Here is a 20,561-nt window from a genome sequence, read left to right on the forward strand (position 1 = left end):
TGGCGTATACTACGCTTTCCTCTTTCAGAGTCAACTCTTTTTGGAGAATTTTCTCTTCATCATCACTGGCGTTTTTCTGTGAAGTGATTCACATCCGCCGTGTCGATGGAGGCGCATTATAGGGAGTTGCTGCGCATCCGCAATAGAAAAATTGCAGAAAGATGACTGACTGCTGCATTCCCCAGCAAAACCCCGCTTTATACCCATTTGCACACAGAGTTATCCACAATTTACAGGATCATTTCGCGGATCTTACTTGTCATCGACGATCTTTAGGCGGACAAATTCACTCCCAAAATCGAAAGAGAAAAATTCGCGAGCGTTGCGCAAACGTTTTCGTTACAATGCCCCCGCTAAACAAGGATGCCCCGTAAGGGGCGTTAGCTGAGTTTTTTACGAAAAATTCAGCTAACGCTCTCTGTAATCGTCAAATCCAGGGGATTTACCATGCAACAACGTCGTCCAGTCCGCCGCGCCCTGCTCAGTGTTTCTGACAAGGCCGGTATCGTTGAATTCGCCCAGGCACTTTCCGCACGCGGTGTGGAGCTGCTGTCGACAGGCGGCACTGCCCGTCTGTTAGCAGAAAAGGGTCTGCCGGTGACTGAAGTTTCCGACTATACCGGTTTTCCGGAAATGATGGATGGACGCGTGAAGACCCTGCATCCTAAAGTACACGGCGGCATTCTCGGTCGTCGCGGTCAGGATGATGGCATTATGGAACAACACGGCATCGTGCCGATCGATATGGTCGTTGTTAACCTTTATCCATTCGCCCAGACCGTAGCCAGTGAAGGGTGTTCACTGGAAGATGCGGTAGAGAACATCGATATTGGTGGACCTACCATGGTGCGCTCCGCAGCGAAAAACCATAAAGATGTTGCTATCGTTGTGAAGAGCAGCGACTACGCCGCCATTATTAAAGAGATGGATGCCAACGAAGGTTCTCTGACCCTCGACACCCGTTTCGACCTCGCGATTAAAGCCTTCGAACACACCGCCGCCTACGACAGCATGATTGCCAACTACTTTGGCAGCATGGTTCCGGCCTATCACGGTGAAAGCAAAGAAGCCGCGGGTCGCTTCCCACGTACGCTAAACCTGAACTTTATTAAAAAGCAGGATATGCGCTACGGTGAAAACAGCCATCAACAAGCTGCTTTCTATATAGAAGAGAATGTTAAAGAGGCCTCCGTTGCTACGGCGCAGCAGGTGCAGGGCAAGGCGCTTTCCTATAATAATATCGCCGATACCGACGCAGCGCTGGAGTGTGTGAAAGAATTCGCCGAACCCGCCTGCGTGATCGTCAAGCATGCCAACCCGTGCGGTGTGGCAGTAAGCACCTCGATTCTCAACGCCTACGACCGTGCGTACAAAACCGACCCGACCTCCGCATTTGGCGGCATCATTGCCTTCAACCGTGAACTGAATGCCGAAACCGCCCAGGCGATCATTTCCCGTCAGTTTGTCGAGGTGATCATCGCCCCGTCCGCGACCGAAGAAGCTCTGAAAATCACCGCCGCCAAACAGAACGTTCGCGTCCTGACCTGTGGTCAATGGGCGGAGCGCGTGCCGGGCCTGGACTTCAAACGTGTTAACGGCGGTCTGCTGGTTCAGGACCGCGATTTGGGCATGGTTACCGCCGGTGAACTGCGCGTAGTGACTAAACGTCAACCCACGGAGCAGGAACTGCGTGACGCGCTGTTCTGCTGGAAGGTCGCGAAGTTTGTTAAATCCAACGCCATTGTTTATGCCAAAGAAAACATGACAATTGGCATTGGCGCCGGTCAGATGAGCCGTGTCTACTCCGCCAAAATCGCGGGGATCAAAGCCGCTGATGAAGGTCTGGAAGTGAAAGGTTCCGCTATGGCTTCCGACGCCTTCTTCCCGTTCCGCGACGGTATTGATGCCGCGGCTGCGGTGGGTGTGAGCTGCGTTATCCAGCCTGGCGGTTCCATCCGTGATGATGAAGTGATTGCCGCCGCCGATGAACACGGCATTGCAATGATCTTCACCGACATGCGCCACTTCCGTCATTAATGGAGCGAGACATGAAAGTATTAGTTATCGGAAACGGCGGGCGCGAGCACGCGCTGGCGTGGAAAGCGGCCCAGTCGCCAAACGTGGAAACCGTGTTCGTCGCACCGGGTAACGCCGGGACCGCGCTGGAACCTGCTTTGCAAAACGTTGCCATCAGCGCCACGGACATTCCGGCGCTGCTGAATTTTGCGCAGAGCGAAAAGATCGACCTGACAATTGTTGGTCCGGAAGCGCCGCTGGTGAAAGGCGTGGTTGATACCTTCCGTGCGGCGGGCCTGAAAATCTTTGGCCCAACAGCAGGTGCAGCACAACTGGAAGGTTCCAAAGCGTTCACGAAAGATTTCCTCGCGCGTCACCAGATCCCGACTGCCGAATACCAGAACTTTACAGAGATCGAACCGGCGCTCGCTTATCTGCGTGAGAAAGGCGCGCCGATCGTGATTAAGGCTGACGGTCTGGCTGCCGGTAAGGGCGTGATTGTCGCAATGACGCTGGAAGAAGCCGAAGCCGCCGTACATGACATGCTGGCAGGTAACGCATTTGGCGATGCGGGCCATCGCATCGTGATCGAAGAGTTCCTCGACGGTGAAGAAGCCAGCTTTATCGTGATGGTGGACGGCGAGCACGTCCTGCCAATGGCGACCAGTCAGGATCATAAGCGCGTGGGCAATGGTGATACCGGTCTGAATACCGGTGGCATGGGGGCTTATTCCCCGGCACCGGTGGTAACAGACGAGGTTCACCAGCGCACCATGGAACGTATCATCTGGCCCACAGTAAAAGGCATGGCGACAGAAGGTAACACCTATACCGGCTTCCTGTACGCCGGTCTGATGATCGACAAACAGGGCAACCCGAAGGTGATCGAATTTAACTGCCGTTTTGGCGATCCGGAAACCCAGCCGATTATGCTGCGCATGCAGTCCGATCTGGTTGAACTCTGCCTGGCTGCCTGCGAAGGCAAACTGGACGAGCAAAAATCCGAGTGGGATGAACGTGCCTCGCTCGGCGTGGTGATGGCGGCGGGCGGATATCCTGGTGATTACCGCACCGGCGACGTAATCCACGGTTTGCCGCTCGAAGAAGTGGCCGACGGCAAAGTGTTTCACGCCGGGACAAAGCTGGCGGATAACGAGCAGGTGGTCGCCAGCGGCGGTCGCGTGCTGTGCGTCACCGCGCTGGGTCATACGGTAGCCGAGGCACAGAAACGCGCCTATGCCTTGATGACCGATATCCATTGGGACGATTGTTTCTGCCGTAATGATATCGGCTGGCGCGCCATCGAACGCGAGCAGAACTAACGCGACAGTTTCGCCAGCAGCGTCTTTCGCGTAATCCCTAACTGACGGGCGGCTTCAGTCTTGTTGCCGCCCGTTTTCTCCAGCGCCGCCAGAATCACCTCTTTTTCGACTTCCACCAGCGGCTGAATATCCTGCGTCCCGATAAGCGGAATCGGCTGACTTGCTATCGCCAGCGGCAGTTCGCGCTCTGAGATATATTCCCCGGTCAGCAACACCACCGAACGTTCAATCGCATTCTCCAGCTCGCGGATATTGCCCGGCCAGTCATAGTGAATGAGCAAATCCATCGCCCGCGGGGTAAAGCCTTTCACCACTTTACGATTGCGACTGGCGAATCGTTCGAGAAAGTACTCCGCTAATAAGGGGATATCCTCCCGTCGCTGACGCAGCGATGGCATTTCAATCGTCACCACGTTCAGACGATAGTAGAGATCCTGGCGAAAGCGCCCGGCGTTGACCTCTTCTGCCAGATCCCGGTGGGTCGCCGCGATCAGACGGACATCGACAGAGAGCGTCTGGTTGCTGCCCACGCGCTGAACCTCGCGTTCCTGAATCGCGCGCAGTAACCGCACCTGCATCACGGGAGAGATATCGCCAATTTCATCGAGAAACAGCGTGCCGCCGTTGGCTTCGACAAAGCGTCCTTCGCGGCGCTTGTCCGCACCGGTAAAGGCGCCTTTCTCATGACCGAACAGCTCAGATTCCAGCAGCGATTCGTTGAGTGCGGCACAGTTCAGCGTGACCAGTGGTTTGTCGCTCCGCGCACTGCTGGCATGCAGCGCACGCGCGACCAGCTCTTTCCCGGTGCCGGAATCGCCGTGGATCAGGACTGTCGCATCGGAAGGCGCGACCATTGCAATCTCACTCAACAGTTGTTGCATTGCCGGACTTTTTCCGACCATCCCGAACTGCGAGGCGGAAACGGACGGCAGTTCGCTGGCAGAATCTCGTGTGTGCGCCAGCGCGTTCTCCAGCGTTGTTTGCAGATTGTCAAAATCCAGCGGCTTGATTAAATAATCCAGCGCGCCGGTTTTTAGCGCCTCAACCGCCGTCTCCACGCTGGAGAACGCGGTCATGATGAGTACGGGAATCGCCGGGTTCAGCGCCTTAATCTCTTTGAGTGTCTCGATGCCATCCATCTCCGCCATGCGCACATCGCACAACACAAGGTCAAACACATGCTCGCGTATCTGCTCAAGCGCGGCGCGTCCACTGTAGGCCAGCGCGACGTCGTAGCCCCATCCTCGAAGCAATGCCTGTAAAATAGTGCAATGGCTGACGTCATCATCAACGACCAGAATGTCGATCTTTGTGCGACTCATCCTTGTTTATCCTTAAGTTTTAACGTCAACGGAAGCCAGAGGGTAAAAATGGCGCCCTTTCCTTCTGGGCTCACCACCTGAATGCTCCCGCCATGCTGTTCAATAATATTCTGCACAACCGCCAGTCCAAGTCCCGTTCCGTCTGCTTTGGTGGTGAAGTAAGGGGTAAAAATGGCGGCCAGTTGCTCCGGCGCAATCCCTTTTCCGGAGTCTGTCACCGTGATTTTAACGCGATCGGTGCCGCTTACGCTTGCCTCGACGCGAATCGTCCCCTGACGATCGATCGCATGAATGGCGTTCAGATACAGATTCAGCAACACCTGAGTCAGTCTGTCCGGGTCGGCCTGAATCGCGGGCAGTGTCGTGTCAGGCACAAATTGCAGCGCAATGTCCCGGTGTTGCGCATCCTGACTGACCAACTGGAGTGAATGGGTGATGACTGCATTGAGATCCACTGATTGCAGGGATAAGTGCGCGGGCTTCACCAGTTCCAGCAGTTCGCTCACCACCCGGTTTAAACGATCGGCCTCTTTCGCCATCACCTGCGCCAGGTCATGCGCTTCGCCCCCTGCCGGGGCACGCTCTGCGAAGTATTTTGCCAGCCCTTTGATCGAAGACAGTGGATTACGAATTTCATGCGCGACGCCAGCCGCCAGATGTCCGAGCGCGACCAGCTTCTCTTTGCGGTTCATCTCCTCCTGTAATAACTGGCGAGAACGCAGATATCGCCGGTACCAGAAGAAGGTCAGGAGGGTCGCCAGCAATACGGTGGTTAACGCAAAAAGCATAATCAGCGTATTGCGCCACTCACGCGCCTGGGTAACGGCTAGCTCACTGGCATCAAAGGCGATAAATATGAACTGATGCGCAGAGCGCTGCGCTTCCCCCTCCCAACGCGACATTCCGCGCATGCCATGCCTGCCAGGTGAAAACAGTGGCTGGAACTGGCGATAAATCTCCAGCGCAGGCACCGGTTCACCCTGCGCCTCTGCCACATCAACCGACCGCCAGCGCACCTCGTCACCCGGATTTAATGTTTGCATCTCTGCCGGCGAGTAGAGTGTTTTCCCTACCTGAGCAGGATCGCTGTGCATCACCACGTTGCCCTGCGCGTCCGTCACGGCAAACCACAACACGCCAGGCTGCCCGGCCATCTCTTCCAGTAGCGTTTGCTGCTGAGCATGATGCATCCGCATGCCCATCCCGACGCGCGTCCCTGACTCCAGAGCACGAATGAGCACACTGCCCTTTTCCAGCAGTGTCTGACGCGCCGCGTCGCTTTCGCGCCCGTAGTCACGGATCACGACGATAGCAAACAGCCCAACCAGAAGCAGAATGAGTGCGGGCAATACCCCACTTAACCACCTGGCTACCGTATCCTTATGTCCCTGCATAAATCCCATCGGTTCTCTGTTACCCAGTTCCTTTTCCTTCACAGCAGAAATCATGCCACTTTTCACACTCGCTATCCCTGTCCTGCCACACAAACCGCCGTCATCAGCGAGTAAAAATGACCCACTGGGTTAATCAGATGGGTCATTTTTACTCGCTTTCCGGGTTTACGTATCGCCAGAGACCGCACCACGCAAGAAAAATACACCTGGCATGGAAGATGCAATACAGAAAGAAAACGATCCACAGGAGGATAAACCATGAAACGGAACAAAAAAGCAGGTCTGGCACTGATAGCACTTTCTCTGATGGTACTGGGATCCAGCCCCGCTCTGGCGCGGCATCATTGGGGAAATGGTGACGGTATGTGGCAGCAAAATGTCGGCTCGCTGAGTGCAGAACAGCAGGCGGCCGTCCAGAAAATTCATAATGACTTTTATAACCAGACAAATGCCCTGCGCCAGCAACTGATGTCCAAACGCTATGAGTACAACGCGCTGTTAGCGACTAATCCGCCGGATACCGCCAAAATCAATGCAGTGGCGAAAGAGATGGAATCCTTAAAACAGTCACTGGATGAACAGCGGGTGAAACGGGATGTTGCCATGGCTCAGGCTGGCGTCCCTGGTGGTATGGGAATGGGTTACGGTGGATGCGGTGGCGGCGGTCATATGGGGCGCTGGTAATGTTTTGCCTGATGGCGCTACGCTTATCAGGCCTACAGAAGGTCTGGCGTAAGCCGCCATCCGGCACCCATCAAAACGTTTTTTCTTTCGGTTGCCAGTGGCAGAAGTCAGAATTCGCCACCAGCAGAAGCTGAGAGCCTTCCGGCGCCTCCAGCCATGCCACGCTGACATCAGCAGACGAATGGCTCTGGCGGCGCTCAATATGGTTCATCGCCAGCGCGTCGAGATCCGGTTTAATCGTCTCGCCTTCGCAGGTCGTCACCGAGCGTTCAGCCGCATGCCAGCGCCCCTGTCGCAAAACCACTCGCCCCTCACGCAGAGCATCGCTGGTCTGGCGAATCTGCTCCGCACGATAACGATACAATTCAATTTGATCGTTCGAAAGCTGTTGTTTTTGGCCGTCGACTTCCCGCTGCATAAAGCTCAGGTCGCCGCGATCGTCAAACCGCACGCGGATATGCTCCGGCGGTTTGTCATAGATATTAAGTTCAATCAAAGAGAGTCTTTCGCCCTGCCAGCGGTACTCGCTGGTTGTGGTACTGCCATTGCGCCACGGGCTGAATACCGAAAGCAGATGTACGCCATCGGCGGTGTCTTTACGCCAGATGCGCACCGCCCCCTGGTTGTCAGCGAATCCGCTGGCGGTAAATGGGGGAAGCGAATCGTTATGGCTACAGGCTGTCAGCAACAGCACGCCTGCCAGCGTCAACAGGCGACGCCAGACAGACGAAAGGGGCGAAGCCGCCCCTTCATTAAAACTGTTCACAGCCACGCAGTCTTACTTAACTGCGTCTTTCAGTGCCTTACCAGAAACAAACGCCGGTACATTAGCTGCGGCGATTTTGATTTCTTTACCGGTCTGCGGGTTGCGGCCAGTGCGCTCAGCACGGTGGTTCACTTTGAAGGTACCGAAACCAACCAGTTGTACAGCATCGCCTTCTTTCAGAGACTCAGTAATTGCAGCCAGAGTGGATTCCAGAGCAGCTTTAGCCTGGGTTTTGGACAGTTCTGCTTTGTCTGCAATTACATCAATCAGTTGAGTCTTGTTCATAAGTTATCCTTACAATGTGTTTATCGCTTGCTAAGCATCGAGTGCGACGGAAATGCCAGAAAAGCACTCTCCTGCATACACGCACCGATAGCCACTTTTTTTCGCCCCCCAAATGTAGACCAGACGGGGGGCGGAAGGGAAGCCTCCAGGTACGACAATTCAGAAGTTAAATCACGTTTTCGTGTCTTATTGCTGAAAATTTATACCGATATTACTCTCGCCAGCCTCACGCAGGTCTGCTCTAAGCCCTTTTATCAGCTCAATGTCGCGTTCTTCGCAGTCAGCTAAAAGTCGGAATATTTCCCACTGAATATCCCATTCCTGCTCAACCGCCGGGTTCTCTTTGAGCTCTTCATCGCTCATTTCCCGACCAACTTGCGTCATTTCTAACATCGCAACCGTGGTAATGGAGGTTTTACTGACTTCGATAGCGTGCTCCAGCGTCTCCCCGCTCAGACGGGAATGCACCAGCTCGCTTAACGCCACGCAGGCATCAATGGCCGGATAAACCCCATACAGGTCATAATCATCGGCAGCAGGAATCGCTTCTTCAAACTTCTCCAGTTGGCTGTCGAAATTCACTTTCGCGTCTTTCACCGTCAGCGTTTCCCAGATCAGGTCCAGAATACGGCGGTACACCTGTCCGTCGCCAAATTCCGTTTGCTTACAGAACATGGCATAGTTCGGATACATGCGTTCACACAGACAGGCCATAAACGTGACGTGCTGCCAGCTCTCCAGGCGTTCCAGACGCAGATGAATCGGGTTTTGTAACATGATGAATTCTCGAATCGGAAATTAGCGGCAGTGTACAGCAATCAGGGCTGAATTTCCTGCCAACGCATAAACGCCGGACGACTGGATGCCACCGCATCGGCCCAGCGAGTCGGTTCAGGCAGACGATAACCGTTCATACAGCGTTGAACCCATGCCAGCGCACTGTCCAGCCCAACGCGATGACCCGTCGCGATAAACAGCGGATTACAGCGGGCTTTGCTGCGCCAGACCCACGCCAGTTGCTCGCCCTTATCCATCAGCGGCGCCAGCGCGCCCGGCTCGGCGCTGAGTGGTTCAAACTTGCCGCAAAGACGCTTTTTCGCCACGCCAATGGTTGGCACATCCACCAGCAGTCCAAAGTGGCTGGCGACGCCGAGACGGCGCGGGTGAGAGATACCGTGTCCATCCACAAAGACGAGATCGGGTTTCTGCGAAAGTAACTCCCACGCCGCCAGCAGCGCGGGATACTCACGAAAGGAGAGAAAACCAGGGATATAGGGCATGGTGGTAGCGATGCGCGCCACCTTGTATTCCACCAGCTCCAGCGAGGGATATTTCAACAACACCATCGCGGCTCGCGTCACCTCTCCGCCCTGCTCAAACCCGACATCAGCGCCAGCGATCAGATCCGGGGGATCGTTGTCGAAGCGATCCTCGCGGATCACCGATGAAGCCAGTTCCTGTTGTTGAGCGCGTAGCGACGCGAGATCCATGCTGACTCCCTATTTATGATATTGCGCAGACAGGCGGTGTACCGCTTCCACAAAGGCACCGGCATGTTCTGGCGGCACATCCTGATGAATGCCATGACCGAGATTAAAGACATGGCCTTCGCCTTGTCCAAAACCGGCCAGAATTGTCGCCACCTCTTCTTCGATGCGCGGCGCAGGCGCGTAGAGCATTGACGGGTCCATATTGCCCTGCAACGCCACTTTATGCCCAACGCGACGACGCGCATCGGCGATATCGGTAGTCCAGTCAAGTCCAAGCGCATCGCAGCCAGTCTCCGCCATCGCTTCCAGCCACTGTCCGCCGCCTTTGGTAAACAGCGTCACCGGCACGCGGCGACCGTCGTTCTCCCGCAGCAGGCCATCAACAATCTTGTGCATGTAATAAAGCGAGAACTGCTGGTAATCACGCCCGGTCAGCACGCCGCCCCAGGTATCAAAAATCATTACCGACTGCGCGCCCGCTTTAATTTGGGCATTGAGATACAACGTGACGCTCTTAGCCAGCTTGTCGAGCAGCGCATGGAGCGTTTTCGGGTCGGCATACATCATCTTTTTGATAACGGTAAAGGCCTTACTGCTCCCGCCCTCCACCATGTAGGTTGCCAGCGTCCACGGGCTGCCGGAAAAGCCGATCAACGGTACTTCGCCTTTCAACTCACGGCGGATCGTGCGGACGGCGTTCATCACGTAGCCCAGTTCCTCTTCCGGGTCCGGTATCGGCAGTTTGTCGACATCAGCTTTAGAGGCCACTGGCGCGGTAAAACGCGGGCCTTCACCGGCTTCAAAATAGAGCCCAAGCCCCATCGCATCCGGAACGGTCAGGATATCCGAGAAGAGGATCGCCGCATCAAGCGGATAACGGCGCAGCGGCTGGAGGGTGACTTCGCAAGCCAGCTCGGCATTTTTGCACAGCGACATAAAATCGCCCGCCTCTGCGCGGGTGGCTTTATATTCCGGTAAATAGCGGCCCGCCTGGCGCATCATCCATACCGGGGTGACATCAACGGGCTGGCGCAGCAGCGCACGCAGATAACGATCGTTCTTCAGTTCGGTCATTTTTGCAGTTCCTTATTGCGTCAGTCCGTCAGTGTATCACGTGATTCACTCATACTCAGCCCGACACATAGCCACGGTATCTTCGATCAGCCGCCGTGCGACGGTACCAGGCGGCGGCAGGAGCGGTAGCGAGTCGTAGCGATACCAGTTAGCCTCCAGCAGCTCTTTCGGATCGATGACGATCTCGCCGCTGTCATACTCCGCCATAAACGCGGTCATAAGCGACATCGGGAACGGCCACGGCTGGGAGGTGATATAGCGCAGGTTTTTGACTTTAATGCCGCTCTCTTCCATCACCTCACGCGCCACCGCCTGCTCTAACGTTTCACCAACCTCAACAAACCCGGCGAGCACAGTGTGTATGCCATTGCGATGGCGGACATGTTGCGCAAGCAGAATGGAATCATCACGGCGGATGGCCACAATGATGCAAGGCGCAATTTGCGGGTAGTAGCGTTCACGGCAGTGGGTACAGAGCATCGCCCATTCGGTTTTACTCGGCTGCATGGGATGACCACAGTAACCGCAGTATTTATGCGACCGATAAAACTCAGCCAGCTGTACGCCGCGTCCCGCCAGTTGAAACAGACCCACATCCTGGTCGATCACCTGACGAACCGAGCCCATATCGTGGCGACGATGCTGCTGCACCAGCCAGACAGGTTCACCTTCCCATTCACCAATACGTAATGCGCGCTGCCCGACAAGATCAAAATTTGCCGCTTCGCCGTGTGGCAATTCACCGTAAGGCAACCATAATTTTTGTTCATGGCTGACGATCCACCAGCCGCTGTCTAATTTTTCAATAATACGATCCATAGCTCTTGCACTACCCTTGCTTCACTGGCATGTTGATAACATTATTTTTACAATTTCTGCGTGAGCAGTTTTAAATCTACACTTGCGGAGTCAATCATGCTTAACCAGCTGGAAGACCTGACAGAGCGCGTCAGAGGCAGTAACAAATTGGTTGATCGCTGGCTACATGTACGTAAGCATCTGCTCGTGGCTTACTACAATCTGGTTGGCATTAAGCCTGGCAAAGAATCGTATATGCGGCTGAATGAAAAAGCACTGGATGATTTTTGTCAGAGCCTCGTCGACTACCTCTCCACCGGACACTTCAGTATTTATGAACGTATTCTGCATAAATTGGAAGGCAACGGGCAGCTTTTAAAAGCGACAAAAATCTGGCCGCTGCTGGAAGCGAATACCGAACGCATCATGGGCTATTATGACTCCAGTCTGGAAACCGCGATCGATCACGATAACTGTCTGGAGTTTCAGCAGGCGCTGTCCGATCTCGGCGAAGCGCTGGAGGCCCGCTTTGTGCTGGAAGATAAGCTGATCATGCTGGTATTTGATGCAATGCATGACAACCCGAGAGTAAAACATCCTGCTTGAGTTCGCCGCGTTTAACGCGTAATTTACAAACGTCCCCTCTTCTGAGGGGAGTTATCTTGTCGGAGTGCTTATTTTCCACCAAAGCATTCGTGATGCGTCGAGGTGGCAAGTCAGTGAATCTTCAGGAACTTACCTAAGTAAGTGACAGGAGTGAGCAGACGATGCCAGCGAAGCGGCAGCGCGAAAGATGAAGTGGAAAAGGCTGAGACCGTTAATTCGGGATCCGCGGAACCTGATCAGGTTAAAACCTGCGAAGGGAACAAGAGTAATTCTGCTTTATGCGTAAGCCCACACGGGCGGCGCACATCTATTACTCCATCCGTCGTCTGACAAGCCATATCCTTACTTTTATGGAATGCGCTATGTCTGCAACTACCACGAAATTGTCCCGCCGCGAACAGCGCGCGCAAGCACAACACTTTATCGATACGCTGGAAGGCACCGCTTTCCCGAACTCGAAGCGTATCTACATCACCGGTTCAACGAGCGATATCCGGATCCCCATGCGGGAGATTCAGCTTAGCCCGACGCTTGTCGGCGGTAACAAAGAGAATCCGCAGTTTGAGGAAAACGAAGCCGTTCCGGTGTATGACACATCCGGCCCTTATGGCGACCCGGAGATTGCAATCAATGTGCAGCAGGGGCTGGCAAAACTGCGTCAGCCGTGGATTGATACCCGTCAGGATTGCGAAGAACTGTCCGTTCGCAGCTCGGCATATACCAAAGAACGCCTGGCCGATGATGGCCTTGATGAACTGCGCTTCACCGGTCTGCTGACGCCAAAGCGCGCCAAAGCGGGAAAATGTGTGACCCAACTACATTATGCCCGTCAGGGGATCGTCACCCCGGAGATGGAGTTTATCGCCATCCGTGAAAACATGGGCCGTGAGCGTATCCGCAGCAATGTATTACGCCAGCAGCATCCGGGCGAGGGCTTTGGCGCCCGCCTGCCGGAAAACATTACGCCGGAATTTGTACGTGATGAAGTTGCTGCCGGACGGGCGATTATTCCCGCGAACATCAACCACCCGGAGTCCGAACCGATGATCATTGGCCGTAACTTCCTGGTGAAGGTGAATGCCAATATCGGTAACTCCGCGGTGACCTCCTCCATTGAAGAAGAAGTCGAAAAGCTGGTGTGGTCCACCCGCTGGGGCGCAGATACGGTGATGGACCTCTCTACGGGCCGCTATATTCATGAAACCCGCGAATGGATCCTGCGAAACAGCCCGGTGCCGATCGGTACCGTCCCGATCTACCAGGCACTGGAGAAAGTGAACGGGATCGCCGAAGATCTCACTTGGGAAGCCTTCCGTGATACCTTGCTGGAACAGGCCGAACAGGGTGTCGACTACTTCACCATCCATGCTGGCGTGCTGCTGCGCTATGTCCCGATGACCGCAAATCGCCTGACGGGGATTGTCTCACGCGGAGGGTCTATCATGGCGAAATGGTGTCTCTCTCACCACAAAGAAAACTTCCTCTATGAGCACTTCCGCGAGATTTGCGAAATCTGCGCCGCCTACGATGTTTCGCTCTCGCTTGGCGACGGTCTGCGGCCAGGTTCCATTCAGGATGCCAACGACGAAGCGCAATTCTCAGAACTGCATACGCTGGGCGAACTGACAAAAATCGCCTGGGAATACGATGTTCAGGTGATGATTGAAGGCCCGGGCCACGTGCCGATGCAGATGATCCGTCGCAATATGACCGAAGAGCTGGAGCATTGTCACGAAGCGCCATTCTACACCTTAGGTCCACTGACCACCGATATCGCACCGGGTTACGACCATTTCACCTCGGGGATTGGCGCGGCGATGATCGGCTGGTTTGGCTGCGCGATGCTCTGTTACGTCACGCCGAAAGAGCATCTGGGTCTGCCGAACAAAGACGACGTGAAACAGGGGCTGATTACCTACAAGATTGCCGCGCACGCCGCAGACCTGGCGAAAGGGCATCCGGGCGCGCAGATCCGCGATAACGCGATGTCGAAAGCGCGCTTTGAATTCCGCTGGGAAGACCAGTTTAACCTGGCGCTCGACCCGTTTACCGCTCGTGCTTACCACGATGAAACCCTGCCGCAAGAGTCCGGTAAAGTCGCCCACTTCTGCTCGATGTGCGGACCGAAATTCTGCTCAATGAAAATCAGCCAGGAGGTCCGCGACTACGCAGCCGCTCAGACTATCGAAGTGGGGATGGCGGATATGTCTGAGAACTTCCGCGCCAAAGGTGGCGAAATCTACCTGAAGCGGGAGGAAGCCTGATGTATCAGCCCAATTTCCCACCGGTCCCCCTCCGCTTAGGGCTCTATCCGGTTGTTGACAGCGTGGTGTGGATTGAACGTCTGCTGGGCGTGGGCGTTCGGACGCTCCAGTTACGCATCAAAGACAAGCGTGATGAAGAGGTGGAAGCCGATGTGATTGCCGCCATCGAATGGGGACGGAAATACAATGCCCGATTGTTTATTAACGATTACTGGCGACTGGCAATTAAACACCGTGCGTACGGCGTGCATCTGGGTCAGGAGGATTTAGAAACCACCGATCTGAAGGCGATTCAGGCAGCGGGATTACGCCTGGGCGTCTCGACGCACGACGATATGGAGATCGACGTGGCGCTGGCCGCACGTCCCTCCTACATCGCTTTAGGCCACGTTTTCCCGACCCAAACCAAACAGATGCCCTCTGCACCACAAGGGCTGGAACAACTGGCGCAACATGTTGAACGTCTGGGCGATTATCCCACCGTCGCGATTGGCGGGATCGGTCTGGAACGTACAGCGGCAGTGCTGGCGACCGGTGTCGGCAGCGTTGCTGTGGTCAGTGCCATCACTCAGGCCACAGACTGGCGTGTCGCTACCGCCGAATTGCTGTCAATAACAGGAGCAGGCGATGAATGACCGCGATTTTATGCGCTACAGCCGTCAAATCTTGCTGGGTGAAATTGCTATCGACGGTCAGCAAAAATTGCTCAACAGTCATGTGCTGATCGTGGGGTTAGGCGGATTAGGTTCCCCTGCGGCGCTGTATCTGGCGGGGGCGGGTATTGGTAAGTTAGTACTCGCTGACGATGATGAGATCCATCTCAGTAACCTGCAACGTCAGATCCTGTTCACCACCGATGACATTGCCCGTTCTAAATCGCAGGTTACACAACAGCGTCTGGCGCGTCTCAATCCGGATATTGAGCTGGTATCGCTACCGCTGCGGCTGACGGGCAATGCTCTCAGCCATGCAGTCGCCAACGCGGATGTGGTACTCGATTGCACCGACAATATGGCGACGCGCCAGGAAATCAACGCGGCGTGCGTAGCGCTCAATACCCCGCTCATTACCGCAAGCGCCGTCGGTTTTGGCGGCCAGTTGATGGTACTGACGCCGCCCTGGACGCAGGGCTGTTACCGCTGCCTGTGGCCCAATGATGCCGAACCAGAACGCAACTGTCGCACCGCAGGCGTTCTCGGCCCGGTCGTCGGCGTGATGGGCACGTTACAGGCGCTGGAAGCGATTAAATTGCTGAGTGGTATGGAGACGCCCGGCGGCGAATTGCGGTTGTTTGACGGTAAAACCAGCCAGTGGCGCAGCCTCGCGTTGCGTCGTGCAAACGGCTGCCCGGTGTGTGGAGGGCAACATGCGAATTCAGTTCAATGATGAGCCGATGCAGTGCGCCGAGGGACTCTCGGTGCATAACCTGCTGACACAGTTAAACCAGGTAAAACCGGGAACGGCACTGGCGCTCAATCAACAGATCCTCCCACGCGAGCAGTGGGAGCAGCACATCGTGCAGGAAGGCGACCAAATCCTGCTTTTTCAGGTTATCGCAGGGGGTTGAGATGATACGTATTGCCGATAAAACGTTTGAATCACATCTGTTCACCGGCACGGGAAAATTTGCCTCCCCGGCCTTAATGGTTGATGCAATCCGCGCCTCAGGCAGCCAACTGGTGACGCTGGCGATGAAACGTGTGGATTTGCGCCAGCATAATGACGCCATTCTGGCGCCTCTTCTGGAGGCGGGCGTCACCTTGTTGCCCAACACGTCCGGGGCAAAAACGGCGGAAGAGGCAATCTTTGCTGCGCAGCTGGCGCGTGAAGCACTCGGAACGCACTGGCTGAAGCTGGAGATCCATCCCGATGCGCGCTGGCTGTTACCGGACCCCATTGAAACGCTCAAAGCCGCCGAAGCGCTGGTAAAGCAAGGGTTTGTGGTGCTGCCTTACTGCGGTGCCGACCCTGTGTTATGCAAACGGCTGGAGGAAGTTGGCTGTGCCGCAGTGATGCCGCTCGGCGCGCCGATTGGCTCGAACCAAGGGCTGGAAACGAAAGCGATGCTGGAGATCATTATTCAGCAGTCTACCGTTCCGGTGGTAGTGGATGCCGGAATCGGCGTACCCAGCCACGCTACGCAGGCGCTGGAAATGGGAGCGGATGCGGTGCTGGTCAACACTGCGATTGCGGTGGCGGACGACCCGGTGATGATGGCCCGCGCCTTCCGGCTGGCGGTGGAGGCCGGTCTTCTGGCACGCCAGGCCGTACCGGGCAGCCGCAGCCGCCAGGCTCATGCCACCAGCCCGCTGACCGGGTTTCTGGAGGTATCCGCATGAAAACGTTCACTGACCGATGGCGGCAACTGAACTGGGACGACATCCGGCTGCGTATCAACAGTAAAACGGCAGCCGACGTTGAACGGGCACTGTATGCCACCCATCTTACGCGTGACGATATGATGGCGCTGCTGTCACCTGCCGCGAGCGCATACCTTGAACCGCTGGCGCAGCGGGCGCAGACGCTCACCCGCCAGCGTTTCGGCAACACGGTGAGTTTTTACGTGCCCTTGTATCTCTCTAACCTGTGCGCGAACGACTGTACCTACTGTGGTTTTTCGATGAGCAACCGCATCAAGCGCAAAACGCTGGATGAAACAGATATTGCGCGGGAGTGCGCCGCGATCCGCAAACTGGGGTTTGAACACCTTCTGTTAGTCACCGGCGAGCATCAGGCGAAAGTAGGGATGGACTATTTCCGCCGTCACCTTCCGGTGATTCGTCAGCAATTTTCGTCGTTGCAGATGGAAGTTCAACCGCTTTCAGAAGCGGAATACGCCGAGCTGAAAGCGGCTGGACTCGATGGCGTGATGGTTTATCAGGAGACATACCACGAAGCGGTTTATGCTCAACATCATCTGAAAGGGAAAAAGCAGGATTTCTTCTGGCGGCTGGAGACACCTGACCGACTGGGACGCGCAGGCATCGATAAAATTGGTCTTGGCGCATTAATTGGCTTATCTGACAGTTGGCGGGTGGACTGCTATATGGTGGCCGAGCATTTACTCTGGCTCCAGCAGCATTACTGGCAGAGTCGTTACTCTGTCTCCTTCCCGCGCTTACGTCCGTGTACGGGCGGTATTGAGCCTGCCTCGATCATGGACGAACGCCAACTGGTACAAACCATTTGCGCGTTTCGTCTGCTGGCACCCGAGATTGAGCTGTCTCTGTCGACGCGAGAATCACCGTGGTTTCGTGATCATGTGATCCCGCTGGCGATAAACAACGTCAGCGCGTTCTCAAAAACCCAGCCGGGGGGATATGCAGACGACCATCCTGAACTTGAACAGTTCTCACCGCATGACAATCGTCGTCCTGAAGCCGTCGCCGACGCGCTGACCGCGCAGGGATTGCAACCGGTGTGGAAGGACTGGGATGCGTTTCTGGGACGCACTTCGCAACGCCTGTGAAGCGTGTTGTAAAGGTTTAACCACTTTACGAGCCGCTTCGTAAGAACGTAAACGGAAGGTTGAGGTCTGCCTTCCGCTTTTTTATCGTATGCCCGTCAGCCATTGTGCTGCCCAGGGCGAAAAGCATCCTCCTCGTTTCGCCCTGCCTTCGCCGCAACTGGCGATATAAAACACCAATTTCTGTCAAAATGAGCAAATCCAGGAGGGAGTTATTAATATAAATCATCTCGACTGACAGTGACGGGATTATAATTGCATACATTCTGTCCTGATATGCAGAGCCATGTTGCTGGTTACTTCGCACTTCTCTTCAGGATTTACACTTTCCGGAATAAGTTACAGTAATGGCACGTCACAACAGAAAACTTTCATTCACAACGCCAATTTTAGTGAGCTTTGCGGGCATCATTTTCAGTTTCTTTCTGATCGCCATCTTCATCACCTTCACACAGCGCAACGACTTTCTTGAAGATTATCATGGCATTAATCGGAATTTTACCCACAACCTGGCGGTGAATTACACCGAATCGTTGCTGCGCGAAAATGACTATATCCTTGGGCGCGCTACGACATTCTTTTCGCGTAATGATCAGTTGAATGAAACGGTGAATGTTGATCCGGAGGCCGGGCTGAAGTTGCTTATGCAGTTGCAAACGCTCATGCCGTCGGTTTCGTCGATCTCATTGGCGGATGCTGAAGGGCATTACCTGCGAGCCCCGCAGGTACTGAATAATGAACACAGCCAGGCATTCGATGTTAAAACACGCCCCTGGTTTATGGCCCAGGCCAAAGACAGTACCTTTAGCCTCTATACCCCGCCCTATCTGGATTACTTCACCCATAATCCAACGGTGACAATCTACAAACCCATCATCTCTCCCGAAGGGAAACTGAATGGCAGTATTGCATTTCATCTGGATTTGACGTCGATGGGTTATACATTGCGCCAGATGGTGGCCCCCGTGCAGGGCGAGTTTTTTGTGGTCGACCGTGAAGGGCAAGTGGTGCTCCACCCGGATACGGGAATGGTGTTTAAACCGTATATCAGTAAAAAGATCATGAACAAAATGACCAGCGGCGAGGGGCACGTGTTCGATGCCGGCAGTCAATTTTGGTATTACTACTATTCGTTCACCAATCCTGACTGGTTCGTGATTTACCGGGTTTCCAATGCAACATTATTAGACCTGACGCGCCATGAAACCAATATTGTGGCCTGGGGATTTGCCCTCGCAGCCGTGATGATTGCGCTTTTCGGCCTCTATCTGCGCCACGCGTCACGTACAGTGCTGATGAATATTATCAATGCAATCAAGACAGGCGATGTTAATCGCGCCCCGCGTCTTGAAGCGATGCTGAGTAAAGCAATTGAGTCGAATAAAGAACGCGAACTCATTTATGTCCGCCAGGCAACCATCGACGCCCTGACTGGATGTAAAAACCGTCGGGCATTTGACAATGATATTGCCGCGCTGATGAACGATCATCAATCGTTCGCCCTGGCGCTGGTGGATATTGATAACTTTAAGTCTATCAACGACACCTGGGGACATCTGAACGGCGACATTGTCCTGCGTAATGTCGCGCGTGAAGGGATTCAGATCATGCAGCCCGCCGCCGTTACAGTATACCGCTATGGTGGTGAAGAATTTGCCGTACTCTTCTCAGGTGAACAACTGGAGAACGCCCATGCGTTGCTTGAACGCTGGCGCGTCGAAGTTGCTAAACGAACCTGGCGTGAGGAGGGTCTGCACGTCACTTTCAGTGCCGGTCTTGGAGAGTGGAATATGGAGACACAGGAGCAACTGGTGATGCGCGTTGATGAAGCACTCTATAAAGCAAAACAGGAAGGAAAAAACCGTATTATCATTGCACACCACTAATCCCTCCTCCGATCTGCGAAGCCCGTTACGACGGGCTTTTTTGCATAGTGAGAAAAACTGCAACCGGTTTCACTCTTCAGGCAGTTTCTTTGTGATGCTTTACACACATTCACCCTCAAACAGTTGTTCTCATTACCGGCTCAGACTAAAGATGAAACATCAACGGAACCATGAGAGCAAACCATGAAGAATATCGTTTTATGCTGTGCCGCCGGGATGTCCACCAGCATGCTGGTACAACGAATGAAAGATGCCGCTCAGAAAAAAGGGGTTGAGGTGACGATCAAGGCCGTCCCTGTCGCTGAGTTTAAAGAAAATATTGGCGATGCAGATATCGTTCTGCTGGGGCCACAGGTCAAGTATGAGCAGGCGAAATTGCAGGCACTGGCCGACCCGCTCGGCAAGAAAGTCGCCGTTATCGATATGATGGATTACGGCATGATGAAAGGTGATGCCGTGCTGGAAAAAGCGCTTAAACTTCTGGAGTCGTAACATGGAAGAGTTAGAAACCACCATTATGGAGCTTCTGGTGAACGCGGGAGCCGCCCGTAGCCAGGCCCTGACAGCACTGCAACTAGCGCGCAAAGGCGATTTTGCAGGAGCTGAACAGGCGATGGAAGAATCACGCGATTACGTCAAGCTGGCGCACAAAATCCAGACGCAGCTTATCGGTATCGATGAAGGCACAGGTAAGCTTCCGGTGAATCTGATCACTGTCCACTCGCAGGATCATCTGATGAATGCCATGGTGATTCAGGATCTGGCCGGTGACATGATTGAATTATATCGCAGGTTGCCGCCAGTGAATTAATAAAACCACCTCTGTAGTCTCGTAGACCTGATAAGCTCAGCGCCATCAGGTATAAACATTGCCGGATGACGGCTTCGCCTTATCCGGCCTACAACCCCGTCTCTGTAGTCTCATACACCTGATAAGCAAAGCGCCATCAGGCATAAACATTGCCGGATGACGGCTTCGCCTTATCCGGCCTACAAACCCGTCTCTGTAGTCTCGTAGGCCTGATAAGCAAAGCGCCATCAGGCATAAAAAAACCCGCCGGAGCGCTGAGGAATCCCCAGTAATGGGCGGGTGAAAAAAGACAGGCATAGAGTTTTGTGATCTACTGATTGTGCTATCAATTCAATGAGATCACCTCTATGCCTGCCTGCCGAGTATGTCAGAATTTC

The 20,561-nt window shown here is 54.5% G+C and carries 21 protein-coding genes and 1 riboswitch; of the genes, 13 read left to right on the forward strand and 8 right to left on the reverse strand.

Annotation, left to right across the window (positions count from 1 at the left end; genetic code table 11):
• Positions 1-447 precede the first annotated feature (447 nt).
• Positions 448-2,037, forward strand: a complete 1,590-nt coding sequence (purH, locus tag WB371_RS23010; RefSeq protein WP_336222281.1) for a bifunctional phosphoribosylaminoimidazolecarboxamide formyltransferase/IMP cyclohydrolase — start codon at positions 448-450, stop codon at positions 2,035-2,037.
• Positions 2,038-2,048: 11 nt separating this feature from the next.
• Positions 2,049-3,338, forward strand: a complete 1,290-nt coding sequence (gene purD / locus WB371_RS23015) for a phosphoribosylamine--glycine ligase (protein ID WP_336222282.1) — start codon at positions 2,049-2,051, stop codon at positions 3,336-3,338.
• On the opposite strand, the gene zraR is transcribed toward purD, so the two are convergent.
• The gene (gene zraR, locus WB371_RS23020) at positions 3,335-4,660 is read right to left on the reverse strand and encodes a sigma-54-dependent response regulator transcription factor ZraR (RefSeq protein ID WP_336222283.1); all 1,326 of its coding nucleotides are present in this window, start codon (positions 4,658-4,660) and stop codon (positions 3,335-3,337) included. The two genes, purD and zraR, sit on opposite strands and share 4 nt — an antisense overlap.
• Entirely contained in the window at positions 4,657-6,063 is a 1,407-nt protein-coding gene (zraS, locus tag WB371_RS23025) for a two-component system sensor histidine kinase ZraS (protein ID WP_336222299.1), read from the reverse strand. The genes zraR and zraS overlap by 4 nt, the downstream gene beginning before the upstream one ends.
• Before the next feature lie 249 nt (positions 6,064-6,312).
• Between zraS and zraP the strand changes: the two genes are divergently transcribed.
• Entirely contained in the window at positions 6,313-6,738 is a 426-nt protein-coding gene (zraP, locus tag WB371_RS23030; RefSeq protein ID WP_336222284.1) for a zinc resistance sensor/chaperone ZraP, read from the forward strand.
• A 70-nt stretch (positions 6,739-6,808) separates the two neighbouring features.
• On the opposite strand, the gene WB371_RS23035 is transcribed toward zraP, so the two are convergent.
• The 6 genes from WB371_RS23035 to nudC all read right to left on the reverse strand — a co-directional run bounded on the left by WB371_RS23035 (position 6,809) and on the right by nudC (position 11,172).
• Positions 6,809-7,504: a DUF1481 domain-containing protein gene (locus WB371_RS23035; protein ID WP_336222300.1), complete on the reverse strand. Its 696-nt coding sequence runs from the start codon at positions 7,502-7,504 to the stop codon at positions 6,809-6,811.
• Between the two features lie 12 nt (positions 7,505-7,516).
• A complete protein-coding gene (gene hupA / locus WB371_RS23040) occupies positions 7,517-7,789 on the reverse strand; it encodes a nucleoid-associated protein HU-alpha (RefSeq protein ID WP_001044509.1) in 273 nt (90 codons plus the stop codon).
• 186 nt (positions 7,790-7,975) lie between these two features.
• Positions 7,976-8,566, reverse strand: a complete 591-nt coding sequence (locus WB371_RS23045; protein WP_336222285.1) for a YjaG family protein — start codon at positions 8,564-8,566, stop codon at positions 7,976-7,978.
• A 41-nt stretch (positions 8,567-8,607) separates the two neighbouring features.
• On the reverse strand, positions 8,608-9,279 hold the full coding sequence (gene nfi / locus WB371_RS23050) for a deoxyribonuclease V (RefSeq protein WP_336222286.1): 672 nt from the start codon (positions 9,277-9,279) through the stop codon (positions 8,608-8,610).
• Between the two features lie 9 nt (positions 9,280-9,288).
• On the reverse strand, positions 9,289-10,353 hold the full coding sequence (gene hemE / locus WB371_RS23055; RefSeq protein ID WP_336222287.1) for a uroporphyrinogen decarboxylase: 1,065 nt from the start codon (positions 10,351-10,353) through the stop codon (positions 9,289-9,291).
• Between the two features lie 45 nt (positions 10,354-10,398).
• A complete protein-coding gene (gene nudC, locus WB371_RS23060) occupies positions 10,399-11,172 on the reverse strand; it encodes an NAD(+) diphosphatase (RefSeq protein ID WP_336222288.1) in 774 nt (257 codons plus the stop codon).
• 96 nt (positions 11,173-11,268) lie between these two features.
• Here nudC and rsd point away from each other — a divergent pair, with 96 nt between their 5' ends.
• The 10 genes from rsd to WB371_RS23110 all read left to right on the forward strand — a co-directional run bounded on the left by rsd (position 11,269) and on the right by WB371_RS23110 (position 20,184).
• A complete protein-coding gene (rsd, locus tag WB371_RS23065; RefSeq protein ID WP_336222289.1) occupies positions 11,269-11,757 on the forward strand; it encodes a sigma D regulator in 489 nt (162 codons plus the stop codon).
• A gap of 50 nt (positions 11,758-11,807) precedes the next feature.
• A riboswitch (TPP riboswitch) is annotated at positions 11,808-12,033 on the forward strand.
• Between the two features lie 86 nt (positions 12,034-12,119).
• A complete protein-coding gene (gene thiC / locus WB371_RS23070) occupies positions 12,120-14,021 on the forward strand; it encodes a phosphomethylpyrimidine synthase ThiC (RefSeq protein ID WP_336222290.1) in 1,902 nt (633 codons plus the stop codon).
• Complete coding sequence (gene thiE, locus WB371_RS23075) at positions 14,021-14,656, forward strand: thiamine phosphate synthase (RefSeq protein ID WP_336222291.1); 636 nt, start codon at positions 14,021-14,023, stop codon at positions 14,654-14,656. Before thiC ends, thiE begins: the two co-directional genes overlap by 1 nt.
• Positions 14,649-15,407, forward strand: coding sequence for a HesA/MoeB/ThiF family protein (locus WB371_RS23080; RefSeq protein ID WP_336222292.1), 759 nt, complete (start codon positions 14,649-14,651; stop codon positions 15,405-15,407). Before thiE ends, WB371_RS23080 begins: the two co-directional genes overlap by 8 nt.
• Positions 15,388-15,588 carry a sulfur carrier protein ThiS gene (gene thiS, locus WB371_RS23085; protein ID WP_336222293.1) on the forward strand — a complete coding sequence of 67 codons (201 nt, stop codon included), beginning with the start codon at positions 15,388-15,390 and terminating at the stop codon, positions 15,586-15,588. Before WB371_RS23080 ends, thiS begins: the two co-directional genes overlap by 20 nt.
• Before the next feature lies 1 nt (position 15,589).
• The gene (gene thiG / locus WB371_RS23090; protein ID WP_336222294.1) at positions 15,590-16,360 is read left to right on the forward strand and encodes a thiazole synthase; all 771 of its coding nucleotides are present in this window, start codon (positions 15,590-15,592) and stop codon (positions 16,358-16,360) included.
• Positions 16,357-17,490 carry a 2-iminoacetate synthase ThiH gene (gene thiH / locus WB371_RS23095; protein WP_336222295.1) on the forward strand — a complete coding sequence of 378 codons (1,134 nt, stop codon included), beginning with the start codon at positions 16,357-16,359 and terminating at the stop codon, positions 17,488-17,490. Before thiG ends, thiH begins: the two co-directional genes overlap by 4 nt.
• Before the next feature lie 344 nt (positions 17,491-17,834).
• Entirely contained in the window at positions 17,835-19,373 is a 1,539-nt protein-coding gene (locus tag WB371_RS23100) for a sensor domain-containing diguanylate cyclase (RefSeq protein WP_336222296.1), read from the forward strand.
• 183 nt (positions 19,374-19,556) lie between these two features.
• Positions 19,557-19,865, forward strand: coding sequence for a PTS sugar transporter subunit IIB (locus WB371_RS23105; protein ID WP_336222297.1), 309 nt, complete (start codon positions 19,557-19,559; stop codon positions 19,863-19,865).
• A gap of 1 nt (position 19,866) precedes the next feature.
• Complete coding sequence (locus WB371_RS23110; RefSeq protein WP_336222298.1) at positions 19,867-20,184, forward strand: PTS lactose/cellobiose transporter subunit IIA; 318 nt, start codon at positions 19,867-19,869, stop codon at positions 20,182-20,184.
• The last annotated feature ends 377 nt before the right edge of the window (positions 20,185-20,561 follow it).

Source organism: Citrobacter amalonaticus, from assembly GCF_037053465.1.
In the GTDB taxonomy this organism is placed as follows: domain Bacteria; phylum Pseudomonadota; class Gammaproteobacteria; order Enterobacterales; family Enterobacteriaceae; genus Citrobacter_A; species Citrobacter_A amalonaticus_H.